Origin of the sequence: Hydrogenophaga sp. (genome assembly GCF_011390835.1) — a bacterium.
Taxonomy (GTDB): domain Bacteria; phylum Pseudomonadota; class Gammaproteobacteria; order Burkholderiales; family Burkholderiaceae_C; genus Hydrogenophaga.
Window position 1 is genome coordinate 72,119 of record NZ_JAABRQ010000013.1, and the last position, 23,867, is coordinate 95,985.

The 23,867-nt window shown below is 66.5% G+C and carries 26 protein-coding genes; 9 read left to right on the forward strand and 17 right to left on the reverse strand.

From position 1 onward, the window contains the following. Positions 1 to 3: 3 nt before the first annotated feature. Both GPT34_RS09585 and purM read right to left on the reverse strand, forming a co-directional pair. Positions 4 to 1,197, reverse strand: a complete 1,194-nt coding sequence (locus tag GPT34_RS09585; RefSeq protein ID WP_291011512.1) for an MFS transporter — start codon at positions 1,195 to 1,197, stop codon at positions 4 to 6. A gap of 7 nt (positions 1,198 to 1,204) precedes the next feature. Then, complete coding sequence (purM, locus tag GPT34_RS09590) at positions 1,205 to 2,245, reverse strand: phosphoribosylformylglycinamidine cyclo-ligase (protein WP_291011515.1); 1,041 nt, start codon at positions 2,243 to 2,245, stop codon at positions 1,205 to 1,207. Between the two features lie 134 nt (positions 2,246 to 2,379). Between purM and GPT34_RS09595 the strand changes: the two genes are divergently transcribed. The 6 genes from GPT34_RS09595 (at position 2,380) to GPT34_RS09620 (ending at position 7,702) form a co-directional block, all read left to right on the forward strand. Then, positions 2,380 to 3,489 carry an AI-2E family transporter gene (locus GPT34_RS09595; protein ID WP_291011518.1) on the forward strand — a complete coding sequence of 370 codons (1,110 nt, stop codon included), beginning with the start codon at positions 2,380 to 2,382 and terminating at the stop codon, positions 3,487 to 3,489. A 17-nt stretch (positions 3,490 to 3,506) separates the two neighbouring features. Further along, positions 3,507 to 4,193: a DnaA regulatory inactivator Hda gene (gene hda / locus GPT34_RS09600; protein WP_291011612.1), complete on the forward strand. Its 687-nt coding sequence runs from the start codon at positions 3,507 to 3,509 to the stop codon at positions 4,191 to 4,193. A 47-nt stretch (positions 4,194 to 4,240) separates the two neighbouring features. After that, positions 4,241 to 4,924, forward strand: a complete 684-nt coding sequence (locus tag GPT34_RS09605) for an HAD family hydrolase (RefSeq protein ID WP_291011521.1) — start codon at positions 4,241 to 4,243, stop codon at positions 4,922 to 4,924. Next, a complete protein-coding gene (gene pcnB, locus GPT34_RS09610) occupies positions 4,921 to 6,585 on the forward strand; it encodes a polynucleotide adenylyltransferase PcnB (RefSeq protein WP_291011524.1) in 1,665 nt (554 codons plus the stop codon). The genes GPT34_RS09605 and pcnB overlap by 4 nt, the downstream gene beginning before the upstream one ends. 18 nt (positions 6,586 to 6,603) lie before the next feature. Next, positions 6,604 to 7,089, forward strand: a complete 486-nt coding sequence (gene folK / locus GPT34_RS09615) for a 2-amino-4-hydroxy-6-hydroxymethyldihydropteridine diphosphokinase (RefSeq protein ID WP_291011527.1) — start codon at positions 6,604 to 6,606, stop codon at positions 7,087 to 7,089. Positions 7,090 to 7,375: 286 nt separating this feature from the next. Further along, positions 7,376 to 7,702 (forward strand): NIPSNAP family protein, encoded by a 327-nt coding sequence (locus GPT34_RS09620; RefSeq protein WP_291011530.1) that lies wholly within the window; start codon positions 7,376 to 7,378, stop codon positions 7,700 to 7,702. A gap of 64 nt (positions 7,703 to 7,766) precedes the next feature. On the opposite strand, the gene pdxH is transcribed toward GPT34_RS09620, so the two are convergent. After that, on the reverse strand, positions 7,767 to 8,438 hold the full coding sequence (gene pdxH, locus GPT34_RS09625) for a pyridoxamine 5'-phosphate oxidase (RefSeq protein ID WP_291011531.1): 672 nt from the start codon (positions 8,436 to 8,438) through the stop codon (positions 7,767 to 7,769). Then, a complete protein-coding gene (locus GPT34_RS09630) occupies positions 8,435 to 9,082 on the reverse strand; it encodes a gamma-glutamylcyclotransferase (protein WP_291011532.1) in 648 nt (215 codons plus the stop codon). Before GPT34_RS09630 ends, pdxH begins: the two co-directional genes overlap by 4 nt. A 108-nt stretch (positions 9,083 to 9,190) precedes the next feature. Between GPT34_RS09630 and GPT34_RS09635 the strand changes: the two genes are divergently transcribed. Beyond that, positions 9,191 to 9,715, forward strand: coding sequence for an OmpA family protein (locus tag GPT34_RS09635; RefSeq protein ID WP_291011533.1), 525 nt, complete (start codon positions 9,191 to 9,193; stop codon positions 9,713 to 9,715). Between the two features lie 77 nt (positions 9,716 to 9,792). Here the strand turns inward: GPT34_RS09635 and gloA are convergent, their stop codons facing one another. Both gloA and GPT34_RS09645 read right to left on the reverse strand, forming a co-directional pair. Next, positions 9,793 to 10,203, reverse strand: coding sequence for a lactoylglutathione lyase (gene gloA / locus GPT34_RS09640; protein WP_291011534.1), 411 nt, complete (start codon positions 10,201 to 10,203; stop codon positions 9,793 to 9,795). Positions 10,204 to 10,237: 34 nt separating this feature from the next. After that, a complete protein-coding gene (locus tag GPT34_RS09645) occupies positions 10,238 to 10,801 on the reverse strand; it encodes a PaaI family thioesterase (RefSeq protein WP_291011536.1) in 564 nt (187 codons plus the stop codon). Positions 10,802 to 11,005: 204 nt separating this feature from the next. Here GPT34_RS09645 and GPT34_RS09650 point away from each other — a divergent pair, with 204 nt between their 5' ends. After that, the gene (locus GPT34_RS09650) at positions 11,006 to 11,593 is read left to right on the forward strand and encodes a hypothetical protein (protein WP_291011539.1); all 588 of its coding nucleotides are present in this window, start codon (positions 11,006 to 11,008) and stop codon (positions 11,591 to 11,593) included. Between the two features lie 27 nt (positions 11,594 to 11,620). On the opposite strand, the gene GPT34_RS09655 is transcribed toward GPT34_RS09650, so the two are convergent. The 9 genes from GPT34_RS09655 to GPT34_RS09695 all read right to left on the reverse strand — a co-directional run bounded on the left by GPT34_RS09655 (position 11,621) and on the right by GPT34_RS09695 (position 21,851). Next, a complete protein-coding gene (locus GPT34_RS09655; protein ID WP_291011542.1) occupies positions 11,621 to 14,725 on the reverse strand; it encodes an efflux RND transporter permease subunit in 3,105 nt (1,034 codons plus the stop codon). After that, positions 14,725 to 15,807, reverse strand: a complete 1,083-nt coding sequence (locus GPT34_RS09660; protein ID WP_291011545.1) for an efflux RND transporter periplasmic adaptor subunit — start codon at positions 15,805 to 15,807, stop codon at positions 14,725 to 14,727. The genes GPT34_RS09655 and GPT34_RS09660 overlap by 1 nt, the downstream gene beginning before the upstream one ends. A 74-nt stretch (positions 15,808 to 15,881) precedes the next feature. Beyond that, positions 15,882 to 16,679 carry an SDR family oxidoreductase gene (locus GPT34_RS09665; RefSeq protein WP_291011548.1) on the reverse strand — a complete coding sequence of 266 codons (798 nt, stop codon included), beginning with the start codon at positions 16,677 to 16,679 and terminating at the stop codon, positions 15,882 to 15,884. Positions 16,680 to 16,692: 13 nt separating this feature from the next. After that, positions 16,693 to 17,817: an ankyrin repeat domain-containing protein gene (locus tag GPT34_RS09670; protein ID WP_291011551.1), complete on the reverse strand. Its 1,125-nt coding sequence runs from the start codon at positions 17,815 to 17,817 to the stop codon at positions 16,693 to 16,695. Beyond that, entirely contained in the window at positions 17,814 to 18,389 is a 576-nt protein-coding gene (locus GPT34_RS09675) for an RNA polymerase sigma factor (protein ID WP_291011554.1), read from the reverse strand. The genes GPT34_RS09670 and GPT34_RS09675 overlap by 4 nt, the downstream gene beginning before the upstream one ends. Positions 18,390 to 18,460: 71 nt before the next feature. Continuing rightward, positions 18,461 to 19,360, reverse strand: a complete 900-nt coding sequence (locus tag GPT34_RS09680) for a hypothetical protein (RefSeq protein ID WP_291011557.1) — start codon at positions 19,358 to 19,360, stop codon at positions 18,461 to 18,463. 127 nt (positions 19,361 to 19,487) lie between these two features. Beyond that, positions 19,488 to 20,873 carry a HAMP domain-containing sensor histidine kinase gene (locus GPT34_RS09685; protein ID WP_291011560.1) on the reverse strand — a complete coding sequence of 462 codons (1,386 nt, stop codon included), beginning with the start codon at positions 20,871 to 20,873 and terminating at the stop codon, positions 19,488 to 19,490. Beyond that, a complete protein-coding gene (locus GPT34_RS09690; RefSeq protein WP_291011562.1) occupies positions 20,870 to 21,532 on the reverse strand; it encodes a response regulator transcription factor in 663 nt (220 codons plus the stop codon). Before GPT34_RS09690 ends, GPT34_RS09685 begins: the two co-directional genes overlap by 4 nt. 70 nt (positions 21,533 to 21,602) lie before the next feature. Continuing rightward, positions 21,603 to 21,851: a hypothetical protein gene (locus tag GPT34_RS09695; protein ID WP_291011564.1), complete on the reverse strand. Its 249-nt coding sequence runs from the start codon at positions 21,849 to 21,851 to the stop codon at positions 21,603 to 21,605. Positions 21,852 to 22,013: 162 nt separating this feature from the next. Here GPT34_RS09695 and GPT34_RS09700 point away from each other — a divergent pair, with 162 nt between their 5' ends. Next, positions 22,014 to 22,397, forward strand: a complete 384-nt coding sequence (locus GPT34_RS09700) for a hypothetical protein (protein WP_291011567.1) — start codon at positions 22,014 to 22,016, stop codon at positions 22,395 to 22,397. A 27-nt stretch (positions 22,398 to 22,424) separates the two neighbouring features. Here GPT34_RS09700 and GPT34_RS09705 read toward each other — a convergent pair whose 3' ends face one another. Next, complete coding sequence (locus GPT34_RS09705; RefSeq protein WP_291011570.1) at positions 22,425 to 23,468, reverse strand: endonuclease/exonuclease/phosphatase family protein; 1,044 nt, start codon at positions 23,466 to 23,468, stop codon at positions 22,425 to 22,427. 94 nt (positions 23,469 to 23,562) lie between these two features. After that, positions 23,563 to 23,865 carry a hypothetical protein gene (locus GPT34_RS09710; protein WP_291011573.1) on the reverse strand — a complete coding sequence of 101 codons (303 nt, stop codon included), beginning with the start codon at positions 23,863 to 23,865 and terminating at the stop codon, positions 23,563 to 23,565. Positions 23,866 to 23,867 lie beyond the last annotated feature (2 nt).

A 23,867-nucleotide genomic window follows, 5' to 3' on the forward strand; every position in this document is an offset into this window, starting at 1 on the left:
CACTCAAGTGGTACGGCCAGTGATCCGGCTGCGCCACGCAATCGCCAGTAGCGCCAGCACGGCAAAGCCCATGCCTGCCAAGAAAGTGCTCGACGCACCCAGCCGGTCCCAGAGCCAACCAGCCAAGCCGCTGGCGATCAGCAGGGACACGCCACAGGCCAGGTTGAACACGCCAAACGCGGTGCCGCGCAGGTCAGCTGGCGCGGCGTTGGCCACCAGGGTGGCGAGCAGTCCCTGGGTGAGCGCCATGTGCAGGCCCCATAAGGCCACGCCCGCCCAGAACACCGCGCCTTGGTTGCTCCAGGCCAGCAGGCCGTCGGCGGCGATCAGCGCCAGCAGGCCTGCGATCAACAGCCTGGTGTGGCTCATTGAGTCGGACAGTTTGCCCAGCGGGTAGGCGCCGGCAGAAAACACCAGATTGAGCGCAATCAGCACCAGCGGCGTGGCGGCCAGCGGTAGCCCGCCTTGCTGGGCGCGCAGCACCAGAAAGGCCTCGCTGAACCGGGCCAGCGTGAATACCGCGCCGATGCCCACCACCCACCAGTAGGCGCCCGTCAGGCGCTTGAGGTTCTTGCGGCGGATCGGGTTGCTGCGCACCGCGCCCGGCGCGCGCTCGGGCTCCCGCACGCCCCACACCAGCAGCGCCACGCATAGCAGCGCAGGCACGGTGGCGGCCCAGAACACGGCGCGAAAGTCGTTGGCCCAGAGCAGCATGCCGCCCATGGCGAGCAGCGGGCCCAGGAAGGCGCCGGCAGTGTCCAGCGACTGACGCAGGCCAAAGGCCGCGCCGCGCTTGTCAGGCGGCGCCAGGTCGGCCACCAGCGCGTCGCGCGGCGCGCCGCGGATACCCTTGCCCACCCGGTCTAGCAGGCGCGCGGTCACGATCAGGCCCAGACCACCGGCCAGCGCAAACAGGGGTTTGGACAGCGCGCCCAGGCCGTAACCGAGCACAGCCAGCGGTTTGCGGCGGCCCCACCAATCGCTTAGCACGCCAGAAAACACCTTGACCATGAGCGCGGTGGCTTCGGCCGCGCCTTCGAGCAAGCCGATGGTGAGCATGCTCGCGCCGAGCACGGTGGCCATGAAGACGGGCAGCAGGCTGTGGATTGCTTCGGACGACACGTCCATCAGCAGGCTGACGAAACCCAGCGCCCAGATGCTCCTGGGCAGGCGGCGACGCGGCGTGGCGTCGCTCATGCGTTCCTTAGGCGACGGTGACCGCCGCGCCAGTGCCGCGTTCGGCGATACGACCGATCTCGTAGACCGTCTCACCCAGTTCGCGCAAGGTCGCGGCGCAGGCGGCCGCTTCGAGGGCACCAATTACCACCACCATGCCAATGCCGTTGTTGAAGGTGCGGTTCATCTCGGTGTCGTCGATGCCGGCGGTCTGCTGCAGCCAGGCGAACAGCTCGGTCTGCGGCCAGCTGCCGTGCTGGAGGTGTGCGGCGGTGCCCTCGGGCAAGACGCGCGGGATGTTTTCCAGCAAGCCGCCACCGGTGATGTGGGCCAGGGCCTTCACCGGGTGTTTGGCGAGCGTGGCCAGCACGTTTTTTACATACAGTCGCGTCGGCTTCATGATGGCGTGCTTGAAAGGCAGTCCGTCCAGCGTGGCGGGCAAATTGGCCCCGGCGCGCTCGATGCATTTGCGCACCAGCGAAAAGCCGTTGGAATGCACACCGTGTGAGGCCAGGCCCAGCACCACGTCGCCGGACTTCACGCCCTGGCCGGTGAGGATCTTGCTTTTTTCGACCGCGCCCACGCAAAAACCCGCTAGGTCGTATTCACCGGCCGGGTACATGCCGGGCATTTCGGCGGTTTCGCCGCCGATCAGCGCGCAGCCGCTCAGCTCACAGCCGGTCGCGATGCCTCCGACCACGGCTGCAGCCGTGTCCACATCGAGCTTGCCGCAGGCGAAATAGTCGAGGAAAAATAGCGGTTCGGCGCCTTGCACCAGCACGTCGTTCACGCTCATGCCCACCAGGTCGATGCCCACGGTGTCGTGCATGTTCCATTCGAAAGCCAGCTTGAGCTTGGTGCCCACGCCGTCGGTGCCGCTCACCAGCACCGGCTCTCGGTAGCGCTTGGGCACTTCAAACAGCGCGCCAAAGCCACCAATGCCGGCCATCACGCCCTCGCGCATGGTCTTTTTGGCCAGCGGTTTGATGCGCTCGACCAGTGCGTCGCCGGCGTCGATGTCAACGCCAGCGTCTTTGTAGGAGAGGGGGGTGGGGCGGCTGGAGGTCATGGTAGGCGGTCTTGGCGAGTGGGGCCAGGCGCGGGGTTGCGGCTGCGGGCAGCCTGTTTCAGGGCGGAGCGGGTGCGAGGAATAGAATTTGCTCCTGATTTTAAAGGCCGCGCCCCTGCGGCCATCGAACCTTCATGACCTTCACCCCCACCCAGATCCGCGCCGCTTCCTGGGCCGCCATTGCGGTGGTGTCCTGGTTGTTGCTCGCGCTGCTGGCGCCGGTGCTCATGCCGTTCCTTCTGGCTGCGGTGCTGGCCTATGCGTTGCACCCGCTGGTAGAGCGGCTGCACGCGCGCCACGTGCCGCGCTGGCTGGGTGCGGGCATGGCGATCACGTTGCTGTCGCTGGTGGGTCTGGCGGTGGTGTTGCTGATCGTGCCGGTGATCACCAAGCAGGTGCCGCTGCTCAAGGAGCAGGTGCCACTGCTGCTGGACCGCGTGAACGACGTGTTGCTGCCTCTGGCCGCGCGTTTTGGTATCGACCTGCAGATCGACGTGGTGCAGGTGCGCGAGTGGTTGCGCCAGCTGATCGCCGGCCATGAGAGCGATCTGGTGGGCGGTCTGCTGTCGTCCCTGCGCATCGGCGGCAGTGCGCTGGCCGCGGTGTTTGGTAACCTGGTTCTCGCGCCCATCGTGGCCTATTACCTGCTGCTGGACTGGGCCAACCTGGTGGGCCGGCTCAAGGGACTGATTCCGCCGCGCTGGCGCGCTGGCGTGCAGAGCTTTCTGGACGAGACCGACGAGGTGCTGGGCCAGTACCTGCGGGGTCAGTTGCTGGTCATGGGCGTGCTGTCGGTTTGCTACACCATCGGCCTGGCCCTGGTGGGCCTGAAGCTCGCCCTGCCCATCGGGGTCTTCACGGGCGTGGCGGTGTTCGTGCCCTACTTGGGTTTTGGCCTCGGGCTGGTGATGGGCCTGCTGGCCGCTGTGTTGCAATTTCAGAGCCTGCTGGGCGTGGCGCTGGTGGGTCTGGTATTTGTCCTCGGCCAAGTGTTTGAGAGCATGTACGTAACGCCGCGCCTGCTGGGCGAGCGCATCGGTCTGCACCCGATCGCCGTTATCTTCGCCCTGATGGCCTTTGGCCAGCTGTTTGGTTTTGTCGGCGTGTTGATTGCCTTGCCGGCCAGCGCGGTGCTGCTGGTGGCGATCCGGCGCGCCAAAGCGGGCTACCTCGCCAGCGAGATGTACCTTGAGGATGCGCCCCCAGCTCCGGTCGCGGCGAAAGATCCGGACGGCGCCGCATGACCAATGGCTCTCCGCCCATGAAGCAGCTTGCGCTGGACATTGGCCTGGCGCCCACGCCCACGTTGGAGAGCTTTGTGCCGGTGGGCAACGAGGCGGTGCTGGAACACCTCAAACTCTGGGCCGGCAACCCATTGCGCTCGCCCGTGCCCACCTTCCTCTGGGGTGAGAGCGGCAGTGGCAAGACGCATTTGCTGCGCGCGGTGCGAGAGTCGCTGCGCGAGCAGGGCGTGCGCGTCGGCTGGATCGACGCAAGCACCCTGCACCCCACTGATTACGACGAGCACTGGGACGCGGTGCTGCTCGACGACTGCCAGCTCTACACCGCCGACCAGCAGGCGGCTGCGTTCAACTGGTTCGTCAACGCGCAGAGCCCGGCCCACGGCCCGGCGCGCTGGGTGCTGGCCGCCGCCGACCGCCCGCCGGCCGACCTGAAGCTGCGCGAAGACCTGCGCACCCGCCTGGGCTGGGGCCATGTGTTCCAGCTGCTGGCCCTGGGCGAGACCGAGCGGCGCGCTGTGCTGCGCCGCGCCGCCGACGAGCGCGGCCTGTTCCTGAGTGACGAGGTCATGGACTTCATGCTCAACCGGTTTGCCCGCGATCTTTCCAGCCTGATGGCGCTGCTGCTGCAGCTCGACGCCTACGGCCTGCGCACCAAACGCGCCGTGACCATTCCGCTCATCAAGTCCATGCTGGACAACGACTGACCCCACCCGCGAGCCCGGTTGCCCGGCGCTTCGCTGAATCAACTTTCATGTCTGCCTCTTCCGTGCGCCTCGCCCTGTTTGATCTCGACCACACCCTGCTGCCGCTCGACTCCGATCACGCTTGGGGTGCCTTCACCGTGGAGCTGGGCTGGCGCGATGCAGAGACCCACAGCCGCGCCAACGACGCCTTTTACGAGCAATACCAGGCGGGCACGCTGGATATCGCCGAGTACGTGCGCTTCGCCACCAGCGCAGTCCGCGAACACGGACAGCAGCGAGCGGCCGAGGCCCACGCGCGCTTCATGGAGCAGGTGATCCGCCCAGCCATGAAGCCACAGGCGCTGGAACTGGTGCGTGCGCACGAGGCCGCAGGCGACGTGGTGATCATCGTCACCGCCACCAACGAATTTGTCACCCGCCCCATCGCCCAGGCCTTTGGCGTGGACGAGCTGATCGCAATCGAGCTCGAGCGCGATGTCCAGGGTGAGCCCACCGGCGAAATCCGGGGCACGCCCTCGTTTCGCGACGGCAAGGTCGCGCGTGTGGAACAATGGCTGGTTGAGCGCGGCCTGTCCTGGGACCGTGTCGCGCACAGCAGCTTCTACAGCGACTCGATCAACGATCTGCCGCTGCTGGAAAAAGTGCACCAGCCCGTGGCCACCAACCCGGACCAGCGCCTCAGCGCCATCGCCACCGAGCGCGGCTGGCGCATCCTGAACCTATTCGAATGATCAAGAAATTTTTTGACAAGCTGCTGGGCAAAGCCGGTGGCACTAAATCAGCCCCGATCCCGAAGTTTGGCAAACGCGAAGACGTGCCGGTGGAGATGCACGGCATCGACCGCAGCCTGGTCGACCAGCGCGCGCTTGACGTGGTGCACACCTTGAAGCAAGGCGGCTTTGAGGCCTACATCGTCGGTGGCGCGGTACGCGACCTGCTGCTCGGCCTGCGTCCCAAAGACTTTGACGTGGCCACCAGCGCCACGCCCGAACAGGTCAAGAGCCTGTTTCGCCGCGCCTTCATCATCGGTCGGCGCTTTCGCATCGTGCATGTGGTCTATGGCCGCGGGCGTGAGCACGAGATGATCGAGGTCTCCACCTTCCGAGCCTACCTTGACAGCGCCGACGCCGATCAGGTCCAGGGCAATGAGCGCACCAGCAAAGGCCAGCTCGCAGGCATGACTCACGCCGTGGACGCCAGCGGCCGCGTGCTGCGAGACAACGTCTGGGGTCCGATCGAGCAAGACGCGGCCCGCCGCGACTTCTCCATCAACGCGATGTACTACGACCCCGAGTCGCAGATCGTGGTCGACTTCCACCACGGCATCCGCGACGCGAAGAAAAAAACACTGCGCATGATTGGCGATGCCGCCACCCGCTACCGCGAAGACCCGGTGCGCATTATTCGCGCCGTGCGTTTCGGCGCCAAGCTCAGCCACCTCGGTTTCAGTTTTGACGCCAAGACGCTCGCTCCCCTGGCCTCGTCTCGCGGTTTGCTGGCCGACGTCCCGCAAAGCCGCTTGTTCGACGAAATGCTCAAGCTGCTGCAGACCGGCCATGCGCTCGACAGTGTGGCCCAGCTGCGCCAGGTAGGGCTGGACACCGGCATCTACCCGCTGCTTGACGTGGTGGTGCAGCGCGCCGACGACCCGTTCGTGAAACTCGCCCTGCAAGATACCGACCGCCGCGTCGGCGAGGGCAAGCCGGTGGCGCCCAGCTTCCTGCTGGCCTGCGTGTTGTGGTCCGATGTTCGTACCGGCTGGCAGCAACGTTTGCAGCCGCGCGGCAACCAGCGCCCGCCCGCGCCCATGGCGGCGCTGCTTGACGCGGTGGATGACGTGTTTGAAAACCGTATCGGTGACGTGTCTGGCCGCGGCAAGCTCGGCGCCGACATGCGCGAAATCTGGCTCATGCAGCCGCGCTTTGACAAGCGCGTGGGCAACGGCCCGTTCAGCCTGGTGGACCAGGTGCGTTTTCGCGCCGGATTTGATTTCCTGCGCCTGCGCGCCCAAGTCGGCGAGGTGGAGGAGGAGCTGGCCCACTGGTGGGAAACCTTCCAGAACGTGAGCGACGTCATGCGCGAAGACATGGTCGACGCGCAGCGCAGCAACCAGCCTGGCCGCAGCGCCGGCGGCTCGCGCAGCCGCCGCGTCAAACCGACCGATGCCGATCACCCCGCGAGCGCGGCCGGTGCACCGCAAGACGATCCGCGCTTTCGTCGCGATGACACTGCCGGTGACGACGCGGGCGAACACGATAGCGCTCCCGACCAGCCTGGCTCTGCCGAAGCTGGGGATGCGCCTTCACCGGCCAAGAAGCGCCGCCGCCGCCGTCGCAAGCCCGGTGGCGCTGCCGCCGCGCCCGACGCGGGCGGCCCGGTCGCTGGCGACTGATCCAGGACCCAGCGCGGTGTGAGCGAGCAGCGCGACGAAGTCATCGCCTACGTGGGGCTTGGCGCCAACCTGGGCGATTCGCCCCAAGCGGTGCGCGATGCGATCGCCGCCCTGGCGGCCACACCTGGCGTATCGCTCGTCCAGGCCTCCAGCCTTTACCGCAGCGCCCCGGTGGACGCCACCGGCCCCGACTACATCAACGCCGTGGCCTGCATCTCCACCCGCCTCACCGCGCCCGCCCTGCTGCACGCCCTGCAGGCTATCGAAAACACCGCTGGCCGCGAGCGCCCTTACCGCAACGCCCCGCGTACGCTGGACCTGGACCTGCTGCTGTATGGCGATGCGGGCATCGCGTCGCCCGATCTCACGGTGCCTCACCCGCGCATGGGCGAGCGGGCGTTTGTGCTGCTGCCTTTGCGGGAGATATCACCTGGGTTGATTGGGGATGAGGATCTGCAGGCGGTATCGTTACAGGTGGTTGAGCAGCTTGGCTCTTTCGAGTGAGCGAAGCGTGAATCCTGGTGCGAAGCCGATCATCCGGGGTTGATGCCGATTGTCCGTAAGCGGGAAGACGCGTGACATGGCCCCGTCGGCATACGCGCCATTGCCAGATCGACAACCGCGTTATCACGCAGGAGACCAGTGAATGTTCAGAGCCACGTGATGATTGGATCCAACGACATTGAGCGTTCCAAGCGTTTCTATGGCGCCGTTGGCTCCATGACGCACCACCCGCATCTTGATTTTTTCGTCTCAGATGCGTGACCCATCACACCAAGGATCCCACTCGATGCCCACCATCTACGAAAAACGCACCTACTCTGTGGTTGTCGGCCAAATGGCGGAGGTCGTCCGCCTCTATTCGACACTGGGTTGGCCCGCACTGGAAGCGGGTGGCTTCTCCAAGAATCTGATCGGCTACTTCATCTCAGACACCGGTGAACTGCATCAGCTGGTTCACCTCTGGCGTTTCGAAAGCGACGAGGATCGTAGAGAATTCTGGAGGAAGCTTTTTGCAGATTCCGACTTCATGGCGTTCGCCAAGCAGTTGCGCCCGCTGGTCAAAACGCAGGGCAATCAGCTTCTTCTGGCCGCACCCTGGGGTCCGCAGCCCTAGACCGCCTGGTTGCAGGCGCGTGCATGCAGCACACGGTCCCCGACTTGAGCGCTCAGCCTGCTCGCTACGGGGCCAGCCGTTCCCGCAACCACCCGCCTTCAGCCTGCTCCGTGTAGCGCAGCCGATCGTGCAGCCGGCTCTTGCGGCCTTGCCAGAACTCCCAGCGTTCGGGTTTCAGGCGGTAGCCGCCCCAGTGGGGCGGGCGGGGTGGTTGCAGCAGGAATTGCGCACCGTACTTGGCCGCGTTGGCCACCAGCACCGCGCGGCTGTCGATGACTTCGCTTTGTGGGCTGGCCCAGGCCCCGATGCGGCTGTCCAGCGGTCGGCTTTTGAAATAGGCGTCGCTTTCTTCATCGCTCACTTTTTCGACCACGCCCTCGATGCGCACCACCCGCTCCAGCTCGACCCAGTGAAACTGCAGGGCGGCAAACGGATTGCCTGCGAGTTCGCGGCCCTTGCGGCTGCCGTAGTTGGTGTACCAGACGATGCCTTGCGCGTCGAAGCCCTTGATCAGCACCACGCGGGTGCTGGGCCGCAGGTCCGATCCCACGGTGGCCACGGTCATGGCGTTGGGCTCAGGTACCTCGCTGCTGATGGCTTCCTGCAGCCAGCGGTCGAATTGCCGCAGCGGGTCGGGGTCGGAAGCGGACTCGCTGAGTTCGGCTTTTTCGTAGCTTTTGCGCAGATCGGCGATGTTCATGCGTTCAGTATAGGCAGCGTGTTGTTCGGAACTCATTCGGCTAGACGCAGCAGGCGCGCCAGCGCCCGGTCTTCGATACCGTGCTCGCGCAGGCCTTGCAGGGTCTGGCGGGCGTAGTCCAGCGTACTGCCGTAGCGGCCCACCGAATGGGTGAAGATCTCGCGGTAGTGATCGTCGCCCAGCGGGCCGGTGTAGTTGGGGCTGCGGCGCGAGAGTGTGAAGGTGAGCGCGGGCACCAGGCCCTGGGCTGTCTGGCAGGGCAGCCATTTCGGGTCGTACACCGGGTTGGGCATTTCGCGCGCCCAGAGCGCGGGCATAAGCGCTTCGACCCGTTCATGCGGAATACGCAGCGCTAAGCCTTGCACGCTGCCGCCGCGCATAAGGGCAAACACCAGGCCGGGCCGCTCGGGCGTGCCGCGGTTGACGCGGCTCCACATCTGCAGGCAGCGGTGGTGACCGTGCACGCGGGCCAGCCGGGTCTCCACCGCCTCAAACTCCGGGCGCCAGACCAGCGAGGCGTAGCCAAACACCCAGAGATCTGGCCGTGGCCCCTGGGCGCGCCAGGCGGCCAGGGTGTCGGCCATCATCTGCTCGCCGTTGCGTTCGGCCGGCACCCAGGTGCGCGGCCGAGGGAGGCGGGGTAGGGTGATGGGGGCAGGCCGTTCGGTGTGGGTGGGCATTTACAATCGTGGGTTGTTCAGGCTGGCTGTGTTCACGCCTCGCCATCCGCCAGCGAGGCTTGTCCCGGCGCTGGCGCATCGATTTCTTTTTTTCACGGAGTCTGTTTCATGTCTTCCCAAGATACCGACGAGGATAGCCGCGTCGTCGCAGTGGTTGTGATTTTTGCGATTTTGCTGGCCGTGGGCGTAGCCCTGGGCTTCGGCATCCACAAGGCCCGTGGTGGTGGCGCTGCGGCCTCCGCTTCGATGTCCGCACCGGCCGCGGACGGGGCGCAAGCCGCTGCCATGCCGGCGGTGGGCGATGACGCCAGCGTGGTGGTGGAAAACGGCGTGGTCAAGTTCTACTTCGCTTCCGGCAAGGCCGATCTGGCCACCGGTGCGCTGGACGCGCTGGGCGACGCGATTGCCGCCGCCCAGGCCGGCAAGCAGCTGGTGATTTCGGGCTTCCACGACGCCACTGGCGATGCAGCCTTCAACGCCGAGCTGGCCAAGCAGCGCGCCATGGGCGTGCGCAATGCGCTCATGGGCGCCGGCGTGGCCGAAACCAGCATCGAGCTCAAAAAGCCGGAGGAGACCACCGGCAGCGGCAACAACGCCGAGGCGCGTCGCGTAGAGGTGATGATTGCGCAGTAAGCCTCGCTCATCTGGCGAAAAAATGCCCGGCTTGTCCGGGCTTTTTGCTGGGCGAAACCTGTCTGCCCGGTGGGGATTCAACCCAGACCAACGCCGGTGGCGTGTTCGGGGCGCTGGATGAGCTCGATCTTGTAGCCGTCGGGGTCGGTCACGAACGCGATCACCGTCTTGCCACCCTTGACCGGGCCGGCTTCGCGCGTCACGTTGCCGCCGGCCGCCTTGATCTTGTCGCAGGCGGCGTAGGCGTCGACCACGCCGAGCGCGATGTGGCCGTAGGCCGTGCCCATCTCGTAGCTTTCGGTGCCCCAGTTGTGGGTGAGCTCGATCTCGGCCTGCGCCGGGTTGCCCTCGTAACCCACAAAGGCCAGAGAGTACTTGTACTCGGGATTCTCCGAGGTGCGCAGCAATTGCATCCCCAGCACCTGGGTGTAGAAGTCGATGGATCGCTGCAGGTTGCCCACGCGCAGCATGGTGTGAAGAAGTCGCATGCCAGAAGTCCTTGCCTGATGGTTCAAAAGTGAATTATGTCGTCGCCCCGCCGGCTGGCTTGTGTTTCAGGTCGAACACCAGACAGGTCGTGGTGGCATGGGCGTAGAGCGTGCCGTCGGGACCGACCAGCTGCGCATCGGCCGTAGCGAGCTGGCGACCGCAGTGGATGACGCGGCCAATCGCGCGCACCCGCGGCACCTTGAGGGTAAGGGCACGCACGATGTTCACGCTCAGCTCGGCGGTGGTGTAACCGCGGCCCGGCAGCATTTTGGTGTGCACGGCACAGCCCAGCGCAGAGTCCAGGATGGTGGCGAACCAGCCGCCGTGAACCGTGCCCATGGGGTTGAGGTGCTGCGGCCCCGGTGTGCCCTGAAAGGTGGCGGTGCCGTCGCCGATGTCGATCGCCATGAAGTCGAGCGTGCGCGCGATGGCTGCAAAAGGCAGCTCGCCGCGCAGCATGGCCTGCATCTGCTCCAGGCCCGACTTGCCCATGATCTGCTCGGGCTGCGCCGCGCCTGGCCCCGGGCCAGTGCTCAGGAGCTGCTGGACGGCGGCCTCTTCAGTCAGCCAATTCTCAAGTTGATTGGGTGCGGTCATGGATTGGTGGGCTGAGGACATGAGGAAAAGTGTAGCCACTAGCGGGTGAGGGACCTAGCAGCGTTTGGGCCGACAGGCGTGGTGCTCGTGAAATGCCCTGCAAGACCCCAGGCCGGCGCTGGCGCGGCGGCTTGCACGACAGTCTGCTTTGCATCCGCATTCCTTGTGCGCTAATCCCATCCACTTCACGGAGCCTGTCGACCCATGAGCTTGAGCGAATACCTGCGCAGCCACACCGAGCTGATTGAGATGCTGATCGAAGGCGACAACCCGCATGCGTTGGCAAAGCTTTCACACGACGACGTGGAGCGGCTGCGCAACCAGCTGGACCGTGAAGAGCGCATCCGCGCCTATGTAAGTGGTCGAGTGGTCGGCGCCGGGCGTGGGTTGTGGGTGTTGACCGAGCACTCGCTGATCGTGCTAGCCAGCGGCGGCCCGGTGCGGGTGCGCAAGCTGTCGCTGGCTGCGCTGACCCGCGTGGAGGCCGAGCGCGGGCGCTACGGGCAGACGCTGCGCGTGCGCATCGACGGCCAGACCCACGGGCTCTATGGCTGCGACACCACATACGCGGCGCTGGCTGCGCGCGTCCTGTGTGCCACCCATCCGGTGGCGTTGGCGCAGACGGCGCTGGATGACGAGGCACTGGCCGATGCCTTGCACGCGTTCGCTGAGCTGAGTCTGCGCTTGCAGCCACTGGCCCAGGCCGGTGACAGCGCCCGCCGACTCATGGAGCAGGCGATCGTCCGCGCCCGCGCCGATGGTCTGGTTCAAGCCGCTGAACTGACGTCCTGATCTTTCGGTCAGGCTCCATCGGGCGGGTCACCGGCCTGACGTATCAGCCTGTTTCAGCTCGGCCGCCAGGCGCTCGCCTTGCTGGGCGCGCGGCTTGACCAGTCGGGCGATGCCCAGGTAGAGCACGGGCGTGAGAAACAGCGTGAACAGTGCGGCGAGCGACAGTCCGCCGAAGATCACCCAGCCGATGGCGGCGCGCGATTCGGCGCCAGGCCCTGAGCCAAGCACCAGAGGCAGGGCACCCAGCACGGTGGAGGCCATGGTCATCATGATGGGGCGCAGCCGGGTGGTGGCCGACTCCAGCGCTGCCTCGGCGACGCTGCGACCGGCGTCGCGCAGCTGGTCGGCGAACTCCACCATGAGGATGCTGTTCTTCGCCATCACTCCCACCAGCAACAGCAGCCCGATCTGGCTGTAGAGGTTGACCGACGTGCCACTGGCCAGCATCGCAAACACCGCCGCTGCCAGACCGAACGGCACGCTGATCAGCACCACGCTGGCGCTGGTGACACTCTCGAACTGTGCCACCAGCACCAGAAACACCACCAGCAGCGCCAGCGCAAAGGTGATGACCATGTCGCGCCCGGTCTGCTCCAGCGTGGCGGCGTCGCCGCGAAACAGCAGGCCCATGCCGTCGGGCAACTCGCTGGCGGCCAGCGCGCGCAGGTCGTTGACCACCGTCTGCAGCGGCACGCCTTCGCGGTTCACCGCGCTCATCTCGACCGCGCGGCGTTGGCCGAAGCGCTCCAGCTCGGGTGCGATGGCGGTTTCGGTGATGCGCACAAACTGAGACAGCGGCACCAGCCGGTCGCCATCGGCCGTGCGGGCGCGTACGCTGTAGCTCAGCAGGTCGGACGGATCGGTGGCGCCGCGCGCACTGGACTGCAGGAACAGCGGCACCGTGCGGTCGTTGACCGTGACGTCGGTGACCTCGGTGCCGTCCACCAGCGCCCGCAGCACCGTGTCCAGGCCATCGATCGGCACGCCCAGCGCGCTGGCGCGTTCGCGGTCGATTTGCAGCGTGAGCTGGGGCTGGGTGGCGTTGTAGTCCACGCGCACATCGCGCAGCGCGGGTAACCGCTCTTCAATGGCGCGTGAAAACGCGTCGGCGGCCTCGGCGATGCGCGAGTAGTCGTCGCCGGTGATGGCCATCTGCACACTGCCGTCGCCGCCACCCACGCCCAGGGAGTTGCCGCCACGAATGCGCACACGCGCGCCGGGCAAATCGTTCAGCGCCTTTTGCAGCTGGGCCGCCAGCTCGCTCTGGCTCACGCTGCGCTCGCCCCAGTCGCTCAGCGGGGCCACGATCTGGGCGCGGTTCAGGTCGAAGCGCCCGGTGATGGTGAAAATGTTGGTGACCAGGCCCTGATCTTTCAGCGGTTGCACAACCGCCAACGCGGCTTCGAGCTGCCGGTCGGTGAATGTCAGGCCCACGCCATCGGGGGCATCAAGGCGGATCGACAGCACACCGCGGTCTTCGGTGGGGGTGAGTTCCTGGTCGAGCTGGGTGTAGGCGAACGCCGCCGCCGCCGCCAACGCCACACACACGCCCAGCACCCAAAGGGCATGTGCCAGCGCGGCGGTGATCAGCCGCTGGTACAGACGCACGCCGCGCTCCCCCACAGCGGACAGGCGCCGCCAGACGGGGCCAGGCGTGTGGTTCTGGGGCAGCCGCGATGCAATCAGCGGACCCAGCGTGAGCGCTACGAACGAGGATATCGCCACCGCCACCGCCATCACAAAGCCGAACTCAGCGAACAGTCGCCCGGTTGCCGACGGCAGAAACGAGATCGGTACGAACACCGCCACCAGCGTGGCGGTGGTGGCCACGATGGCAAAGAACACCTCGCGCGTACCCAGCACGGCAGCCGCACGCGGCAGTGCGCCCAGGGCGCGGCGCCGCTGGATGTTTTCCAGCACCACGATCGCATCGTCCACCACCAGGCCGGTGGCCAGCAGCAGCGCAAGCAGTGTGATGAGGTTGATGGAGAAGCCGAGCAGCCAGATCGCCGCCAGAGTACCGATCAAGGCGATGGGAATGGCCACCAGGGGCACCAGTGTGGCGCGCCACTGGCCGAGGAAGATGCCCACTACCCCCACCACGATCAGCACCGCCAGCACCAGGCTGGTGCTGACCTCGGCGATGGCACCTCGGATAAAGACCGCGTCGTCCGCGACCACGCTCACCCTCAGGTCGTCGCCCTCGCGGTTGATCCGATCCACCACCGCGCGAACGCCGTCGGAGATGGCCACACTGTTGGACTGCGCCTGGCGCACTACGCCTAGGCTGATCACGGTCTCGCCATTGAGCCGCACATAGGCCGTGGCATCGGCCGGGCTGTAGTAAATGTCGGCCACGTCGCCCAGCGTGAGCTGTGACCCCAGGCGCAGGGCGCGCAGGCTCTGGGGCGAGCTGGCAGTGGCGTTGGCACGCACCAGCACCTCCTGGTCGGCCGAGGACAGGCTGCCGGCGGGCACATCGACCCGCGCGGTGCGCAGCAAGGTGGCCACATCGTCCACCGAGACGTTGTAGGCCGCCAGGCGCAATGGGTCGATGCGCACTCGCATCACGCGCTGCCGGTCACCAAACAGGGTGATGTCGGCAACGCCCTCGACCGAGATCAGATCAGGCTCGATGCGGTCTTCCACCAGGCGTGAGAGCTCGTCGATTTCCAGCGATTTGCTCGACACCGCCAGCTGCATCACCGGCTCGGCGTCGGCGTCGGCTCGGACGATGGTGAGGTTCTCCACGCCATCAGGCAGCGAGCCTTCGACGCGAGCCACGGCATCGCGCACATCGTTGGCTGCCTCCACCAGGTTCACGCCGGGGTTGAATTCGATGATGACGCGCAGGTTGCCTTCTTCGCTGGCCGAGCGCACCAGGAATACCCCTGGTACGCGGGCCGCAGCGCCCTCGACCACGCGGGTCACTTCCGCATCGATGGTCTCGGGCGCAGCGCCGGGGTAGTCGGCGCGCACCGCCACGACCGGGCGGTCGATGTTGGGCAGCTCGCGCACCTCCACGCCCAGCCAAGCCCCCACGCCCGCGATCACGATCAGTAGGTTGATCACGATCACCAGCCAGGGCCGACGAATCGACAGCGCCGGCAGGTCGCTTGCGCGGTCTTCCATCAGGGCGCCCCGGTGTCGCTGCGTTCGCCCACCACGCGCACCGCGCGGCCTTGTCGCACCCGCTGCACGCCTTCCACCACCACGGGCTCACCCGCGCGCAGCTCGCTGTCAATCAACACCCGCCCAGCGGAGCGGCGCAACACGCGGGCCGGCACCGCCTCGGTCTTGCCGTCGCGCACCGCCCAGACAAAGGGGCCTTCGCGGTTGAACTGCAAGGCCAGCTCGGGCACGCTGATGCGCCGCTGGCCTGCCAGCACCAGGCGGATCTGGAACGACATGCCGGGGCGAAGCTGGTCGTCAGTATTGGGCAGAGTGGCGCGCACGCGCACGGTGCGCAGGGTAGTGTCGATGCGGCTGTCGACCTCGCGCACGGTACCGGCGATGGGCGCATCGGGGTATGCCGGGCTGGTCGCCTGCACCGGCTGGCCCAGCTTCAAGCGGGCGAGGTAGGCTTCGGGTACCGAAAACTCGACCACCAGATTGCGCCGGTCATCCAGCGTGGTGATGGCGCTGCTCGGCGACACCCGGTCGCCTAGTTCCACCGCCGCGATGCCCACCACGCCCGCGAAGGGCGCGTTCACCTTCAGCTCGTCCAGCGCCTGTCGGGCCTGGGCCAGCTCGATTTGCGCATTGCGCTGCGCGGCCACCGCCGCTTCCACCTCGATTTCCGGCACCGCGCCCGTGCCGCGTGCCGACTCAAAGCGCCGCGCCAGCAGGCTCGCGGTCTCCAGCTGGGCCGTGGCCAGATCTACCGCCAACCGCTGCGCGCGATCATCCAGCTGCACCAGCAACTGGCCAGCCCGAACCGACTGGCCAGTTCGAAAAAGGACCCGACCCACTTCGCCCTCGACCTGGGGAAAAAGCGTGACCGAGCGCTGCGCTAGCCCGCTGCCCAGCACATCCAACGTCACGCTATCGGACATCTCTGTGCTAGCCGACACGATCACGGGTACGGTGTCTGGCGCGCGGGCGGCCTGGGCAGCAGAGAGAGGTGCGGTCAGCAGGCCGGTCCAGGCCAGCAAAGCGACGCTTGCCCAGTGGGTCCAGCGCGCAGGATGCAGGGTGGGTGGTTCAAAACACATGGCCAGATGGTAGTGTGCAGCCCGAACCGGGCGCTGGCACTGGCTGCAATATCCCCGGCGCGGGGGGTCTGCCATCAGACCGGTACGGTGTAGTTCAGCGCCATGCGTCCGCCGTCTACCGTGACGATTTCGCCGGTGACGTAGCTGGCGGCGTCGCTGGCCAGCCAGGCCACCACGTCGGCGATTTCATCCGGCTCGCCCAGGCGGCCCATGGGCGTTCGGCTCAGCACCTTGGTCCGGGCGGCGTCGCTGGTGAGCACCGCTTTGGCGGCGAGCTCGGTGGCGATGGTGCCCGGCGCCACCGCGTTGACGCGAATGCCGTGGGGCGCCAGCGCGAGCGACATCACGCGGGTGAGCTGATTGATGCCGCCCTTGCTCACGTTGTAGCTGGCGATGTTGGGGATGGCGAGCACGCTGTTGACCGAGCTCATGTTGACGATGGAGCCGCTGCGTTCGGCCGCCATTTCGCGCGCCACCGCTTGACCCATGAGAAACGCGCCCTTAAGGTTGATGCGCAGCACCTCGTCAAAGTCGGCTTCGCTTACGTCCAGAAAATCGGCCGCCTTGAAGATACCGGCGTTGTTCACCAGCACGTCGATGCGGCCATGGGTGGTCATGACCTTGGCCACCAGGTCGTCCACGTCAAGCTTGTCGCCGACATCGCAGTGGCGGTACATCGCGCCGAGCTCGGTGGCCAGCGCCTTGCCCGGCACATCGGCCACATCGGCAATCACCACCAACGCGCCTTCCTGCGCAAAGCGGCGAGCGCAGGCTTCGCCAATGCCTTGTGCGCCACCAGTGACGATGACGACGCGACCCTGGTGGCCAAAATGGATGCGTTGCGGTTCGGGCGGGGTGTGTGCTGTGCTCATGCCGTGATGGTACTCACCGCGGGCGCAGGCGCTGGGCGATCGCATCGTGGCCTGTGCGCTGCGCCAGTTCGGCTGCGCTGGCGCCGGTGCGGTCGGTGCGGCGGGTGTCGGCGCCGGCTTTGAGCAACAGATCAACGAGTGCCGCGTCACCTCCCAGGGCGGCGAGCATGAGCACCGTCTGGCCGCTGCGGTTCACCGCGTTGACATCAGCACCTTGCTCAAGCGCAGCGCGGCTGGCCTCGACATCGCCCCGCGCCACTGCGTCCAGCAGTGCGGCGCTGGTGGCACTTGGCTGGATCAGGATGTCAACGAGTTGCGAGGCATCGGCAGCCGATTCGGCGGCCATGGGAGAGGCGGCGGGAGGCGCAATGCCGCGCATCGCTGCGGCCGCAGGCGCCTGTGCGCGAGTGGGAGGGGCGCTGGCACCAGCGTTGTCTGCGCGTGGCTCGGCGAGCGGTGGCGTTGCCGATGGCGCTGTCTCGACGAGTGCTCCGGGTATCTGCCCCAGGGAAGGTGCAGGCCTGGCCGGCGATGCGGCAGTGGCTGGTGAGCTGGCCGAAGAATTGGCGGGGAAGGGGTCCGGGCTTGCTGCGCTCAGCACTGGTTTTCGCTGAACGGTTGGCGGTGGTGGTGCGTCAGGCACCGGGCGGCTGGCAGACGCGGCAGGGTGCTTGGGTCGCGCTGGCGTGGCGGAGGTGTTCTCGGTCGTGTTGCCGGAGAGAGTCCCTGGTGCCTTGTTGTTGTCAGGCAGTCCTTCGGCGCGTGGTCCGGGGGGTGGCACTCTTGAGGCGGGCGCCGCCGGCGGCAGAGCGGTGGGTGCGCTGGGGCTGGGCAGGCCCAGTGCGGTGTCCTGTTCTGCTTCGCTGCCGCGATCGAATTGCAGCGCCAGCAGGCCGACCAGACCGAGCACGGCCAGGCTGCCCAGTGCGCGAAGCGTCCAGTTTGCATCGTTGGCGGCCGGGCGGTGGTTGGCGGTGGGCGTACGCGTCGCTGCGGCTGCGCGGGCCTGTGCCAGCACGCTCTCACGCAGGGTGGGCGTCGGGCGCGCGCTGTCCAGCGAGTTGGCCTCGTGGTAACGCTGCAGCAGCGGGTCGTGGTCGCGAGAGGCTGGGTTCTGGGTGTCGTCGGGGCGGTTCATGCGAAAGCCTCCAGGGCTTCGCGCAGGCGGGCGCGGGCATAGCGCAGCCGGCTTTTGGTGGTCTCGGAGCTCACGCCGGTGGTGGCCGCGATCTCGGCCACGCTCAGGCCGCCTTCGGCCTGCAGCAGAAAAGCCTCGCGTTGCGCGGGAGGCAGAGCTGCGAGCGCGTCCAGCAGGGCCTGCGCCTGCTCGCGCGAATCGAGCCGCCGCTCCGGGCCAAACCCCGATTCAGTGGCCAGGGTGTCGGCGAGGGAGGCGCCGTCTTCGGTGCTGGCATCCAGGCTGGTATGGGGCCGGTGGCGGCGCCAGTAGTCGACCATGCGGTGGTGCGCCAGGGTGAACAGCCAGGTGCGAAAGCGTGCTCGCGCCTCGTAGCGCATCGCTTCTCGCACCACGGTCAGCCACACCTCCTGCACCAGCTCGTCGGCCAGCTCGGGCTGTTGTACGCTGCGAAGGACGAAGCGCCACACCGGCAGGGCATGACGGTCGTACAGAGTCTCAAACGCACGCGTGTCGCCATGGGCATAGGCCTGCATCAGGTGCCCGTCGCTGGGCTCGGCGCTGTCGTGCATGCGCTGGATTATGGGCGGCGACCCCCAGGCGCTACCTCGGCCCAGCCATACGGCAGTGTCCACCCGCTGACTCAGGAAGGATCGGGCGCGTAGCGCGACACGGCGGGCTCGGGAAACGGATTCGGCCGGGGCGGTACTGGGCTTTGTGGAATGACGCCCATGGCCACCAGGTTGTCAAAGCTGTCATATCGAATTCGGATGATCTCGTCGGGTCTCGAGCTGCGGCGCTCGAAGGTGGTGTGACCGACCCGGTCGCTTTCACGTGCGCCGTGTCCCGTGCCCAGGCGCGGCGCGGGTGCCGCCGGCACCATGCGGCGCGATGCCATCGGCGAGTTGGACAGGCTTTCGGCGGCGGCGGTGCCGTTGGCCTCGGCCCGCTGCTGAACCATGGGTGCGGCGCTCTCGGCGCTGGCCTCGCCCGCCGCTGCGCCCAGGCGCTCATGGTCACGCGAACGGCTGTGGGGATAAGGGGCGGGCAACAGCACCGGCGGTGGCGCCACCTTTTCGCGAAACAGCGCCACACCGATCACGCCCATGTGGGCCGGGCGACCGGTTCGCTCGGCGTAGGAGGTGGGTGAGGCGGTGAAGTGAAACGCCGCGATCTGGCTGTCGCTCTTGCGCCAGCCCGTGACCTGGTAGCTCTGCCATGCGCCGAGCACATAGCCGGTCTGGTGTAAGGCCGCGGTTTCGCCGGAAATGACGTTCACGCCGTCGACCGAGACCACGTTCAGCGTGCGGCCCGCGCTGGTGTTGCGCAGGGCCACGGCGTAACGCGCCCCGCTGCGACCGGCCACCCAATGGTCACCCTGGTGGCGGTAAACCGGCAGCACCTCGCCGGTATCGCGGTCGATCAGCTGAACATCGGCCAGTCTACCGAGGGCATGTGCGGGCAGGGTGGCCAGCAAGGCCAGCGCGCCGCAGGCGTTCAGCAACAGGCAGCGGGGCAGGGTAAAGGAAGCAGGAGGGCGCATCAGAGAGCTCCAAAAAAGTGGAAGGAGCTCACTGAAACGCTGGGCGCGGCAAAACGGGGCTAAACGGCACCACCTTCTTTGCAAGCGTTTGTAATGCAGACACGATCCGGCTTGCCCTGCCCAGTTCTCAAGGTGACTCGGTTGGCGGCTCGATGCCCCGAAACTGTACGCGTACCGTGAGACCACCGCCGGGCGTTTCGTCCAGCGTGAGGCGCCCCTGGTGTTGCTGAACAATGCGCGAGACGATGGCCAGCCCCAGGCCGCTGCCGTGACCTTGTTGAGGGTTCAGGCGGACAAAGCGCTGCAAAGCGGCTTCGCGCTGGTCTGGATCAATGCCCGGACCGTCGTCGCTTACCGCCAGGCTGACTTCGTCACCGCTTCGAGATACGCGCACGTCCACTCGGCTGCCCTCGGTCGTGTGGCGCAGCGCGTTGGACACCAGGTTGTTGAGCAACACGCGCAGCTCCGAGGGGTCGCCGACCACGGTGGCGCTGTCGTTGCCGACGCGGCCCAGGTCGATGTGGTGAGCCTCGGCCTGGGCAGAAAACGCCGCCACCACCTGGTTGGCGAGCAGGTCCAGGCGCACCACCTCGTTCTGCCGCTGGGCCAGTTCGGGCTCCAGTCGTGCCATCTGCAGCAGCTGCGCCACCAGATGGGCCGCCCGGGCGATACCTTGGTCCAGCTCGTCGAGCGCTGCCGAGCGCTCACCCTCGCTCACCCGCCGAGCCAGCTGCGCTTGCAGCTTCACCGCGGCCAGTGGCGTGTTGAGTTCGTGGGCCACGTCGGCGATGAACTGCCGCTGACCCGAGAGCAGCTGGTCGACCCGCTCCAGAAGCTGGTTGAGTGCACTGGCCAGTGGCTGCAATTCGTCAGGCAGCTCGTCGGCTGGCACGGGGTGCAGGTCGTTGACTTCGCGCCGGCCGATCTCCCGGCCAAGCTGATCCAGCGGCAACAAGGCCTGGGTGACCGCGGTGTGGATCAGCAGGCTGAGCAGCAACACCAGCAGGCCCAGCGGCACCAGCAACCAAGGCACCAGGTCGGCAAAACCTTGGGTCCGGTTGGCCGAGGTCACCGCCACCTGCACCACCTGCCGGCGGTCGGCCACGGTGTAGACCCGCCAGTCTTCGTCCTCCCAGCGCACCACGTGAAAGCCGTGCGGCTGCAGCGGCGGGCCCACGTTGTCGAGCGAGGAGTAGACCAGCTGGCCGGCATCGTCCCAGATCTGGCTCACGAACTGACCCAGGTCCTCTGTCGCCTCGCCGTCGTTTTCGGCTTCCGTAGCGGTGGACTGGGCCAGTGGTGCGCTTCCGGGAGCGGGCGTCATCAGCGGGCGCACGAGCGCCGGCTTGACGCCGTGGCGCACCACCGAATAGGCGATTTGCTCCAGACCGTAGTCGCGGATGCGGTTGAAGCCGTTCCAGGCCAGCAGGTAGGTCAGCACGCTGACCAGCACGCCCGTGACGATGAGGGCGCCAATCTGCCACAGCAGCAAGCGCTGGCGAATGGAGTTCAATCGGCCTCGACCAGTTTGTAGCCCACGCCGCGTACGTTCTTGATCCAGGCTGTGCCCAGCTTCTTGCGCAGGTGGTGAAGGTGCACTTCGACCGCGTTGCTCGCGACCTCGTCCTGCCAGCCGTATAGGCGGTTTTCGAGTTGCTCGCGCGAGAGCACGGTGCCCGGGCGCTCGATCAACACTGCGAGCAGGTCGAACTCGCGGGCAGCGAGCGCCACCGGGTTGCCGTCGAGCAGCACCTGGCGCTTGAGCGGCTGCACCACCAAGCGGCCCAGGCGCATTTCGGGCTCACCCCGACCGCTGCGGCGGCGCCCCAGGGCGTGTATGCGGGCGATCAGCTCGTCCAGATCAAAGGGTTTGGTGAGGTAGTCATCGGCGCCCAGGTTCAATCCGGCCACGCGGTCGCTCACCGCGTCACGCGCCGAGACTACCAGCACCGCCACTTCCTGCTGCTGGCTGCGCAGCCACCGCAGCACCTGCAGGCCGTCTTTGCCTGGCAGGCCGATGTCGAGCAACAGCAGGTCGTAGGCCACGGTGCGCAGGGCTGCTTCCGTGGCCTTGCCGTCGCGCACCCAGTCGACGTTGAAGCCTGCCAGGCGCAGGCCACGCTCGATACCGCTGCCCAGCATCGAGTCATCTTCAGCCACCAGTATCTTCATGACTGTCAAGTGTGCGCGAAAAAAAAGCGGGGAGAACCCCGCTTGGACTGGTCGAGACGGTTCTGATGAATCAGGACTTCTTGTCTTCCTTCTTCATTTCCTTTTTCTCTTCCTTCTTCATCTCTTTCTTCATCTCTTCCTTCTTGGCCGGTGCGGCGGTGTCGCTGCCAGCAGCAGGTGCCGTGGCAGCAGCGGCGACAGGTGCAGCAGCAGGTGCAGCAGCAGGCTTGGCAGTGGCAGGGGCCGCTGGCGTGGTGGCGTGAGCCACACCGATGGACAGCAGGGCGGAAGCAGCCAGGGCGATCAGGGTTTTGTTCATGAGAAATCCGTTGGAGGGTTGAATATGTCGTCGGTCGAAGACCGGGACGGAGAGCATTCTGTGCTGGCAACACTTAGGAAAGATTTAAACAAACGGGTCGTTACCTTCTGTTAAAACCGAAACGTTCAATCCGGGCAGATGACTTGCCCGACAGGAGCCCACATGACGTCTTTTCACAAGGTCGTGCTGTTCACCGACGGCGATGGTTACGCCCGCTTTCGCGACGAGGTGGTGTCGCTCTCCGAAGGAACGCCGGCCGCGCTCCTCTCGCCGCTGATGACCTGTGACGGCTACCAGTTGCGCCAGAGTCCGGTTGGTTTTCGAAGCGAATTCCATTGCACCGGCGCGCCGCAGTGGCTATTTGTATTGCAGGGCCGCATGGAGATTGGTCTGCAAGATGGCAGCACCCGCGATTTCGGGCCCGGTGAGCACTTCTATTCGGCCGATACCTTGCCCGAAGGCGCTGCGTTTGACCCCCAGCTGCATGGCCACCGTAGCCGGCAGATAGGCGATCAGCCTCTGGTGACGTTGTTCGTTCGCGGTTGATGGTGGCGCAGGTGCGCGCCGGTAGCTTCAGTCGTCGGGCATCCGCAGGCGCAGCAACGCGCGCACAAATCCGTGGTCGCTGCGGGTGCGATCGCGGCCTTCAAACAGGTGGTCGTTGAACACCTCGACCCGCCGTACATCGCCGATGGCGTGGCGGCTGGTGGCCACGAACTCTTCGCTTACCAGCATCTGGTCGAGCACTTCGGGGTAGCCTTGGTGGATATGGGAATACGCTACATCGCGCCGCAGCGCGGCTTCACCTTGCACATCCCACGCGCTGTAGAGCGCGCTGTCCCGCGCACCTTTGTCGTAAGCGGTTTGTGAGGTGGCGGCGATCAGCTGGGTGGTCACGCTGTGCGGGCTGTCGTTGAGGTCGCCCATGACGACGAGTGGCAGTCTCGTGCGGTGCAGCAGCTCCACCACCTTCAGCCGAAGGGCCAGTGCCTCGCCGGCGCGCATGATGAGCGAGCGCAAGGTGCCGAGCGCTTGGACGGCTGGGTCGTCGGTGTCTTCGCTGGTGCGACCGTCCGAGTCCTGCAGGAACTTGGGTCGCTTGGACTTGAGGTGGGCGGTGATGACCGCCACCGGCTGGCCGTGCTTGAGCTTGAGCGTGACCAGCAGCGGCGGGCGCTCGAAGTGCTCGTGCGCGCCCAGACCTGGCACCTGCACTACCGCCTGCGGCGGGAAGTTGACCAGCGACTCCACGGATTCCACCGCCAGGCGCGTGACGATGCCGACCCGCGGCGTGCCTTGTGCGCCGCTGTGGCCAGGTCCGTTTTCTGCACCGGGCACCGACACAAAATCATAGTTCAGGCCACTGGCCGCCACCGCGGCGCGTAGCGCCACCTCGTCCCATATTTCCTGCACCGCCAGCACGTCGGCATTCAGCGCATGGATCCGCTCACCCAGCCAGTCAACCTTGCGACGGAAATCCGTCTCGCTGTAGGGGTCCTGGCCGCTGTAGAAATGCCGGCCGGCCTGTGCCAGGTTGAGCACATTGGCGGTAGCCAGCATCAAAGTGGCGTAGCGCGGCTGGGTCGAAGGCTGGTCGGACGTAGAGGGCGAAGTCATGCATGCACTGTAGTCAATCCACATCCTTCTTACAGCGCCACCAGAAAGGCCAGCAGCGGGCACCTGCCCGCTGTTGGCCGTTGCTGCTAAGTCATCAGGCCTTGGGGGCGACCTCTTTCACGGCCTTGTGCTTGGCGTCTTCTTTGGTGAGCTTGTGTTTCATGTCCTTTTTCTTTTCCGCATGCTGAGCCATTTTCAGGTGATCCGCTTTGGGCGCGTTGGCAGCTTTGGTGGCCGGCGTGACCATGTCAGCAGGCTGGGTGGCCGTGGTGGCCATTTCAGTGTGCTTGACCAAGGGCGCAGCAGGCGCGGCGGTGGCTGTTGGTGCAGCGGCGCTGGCGGCACCAGCGGCGACCAGGGTGAGCGCGGACATCAGGGTGATCAGGGTCTTGTTCATGT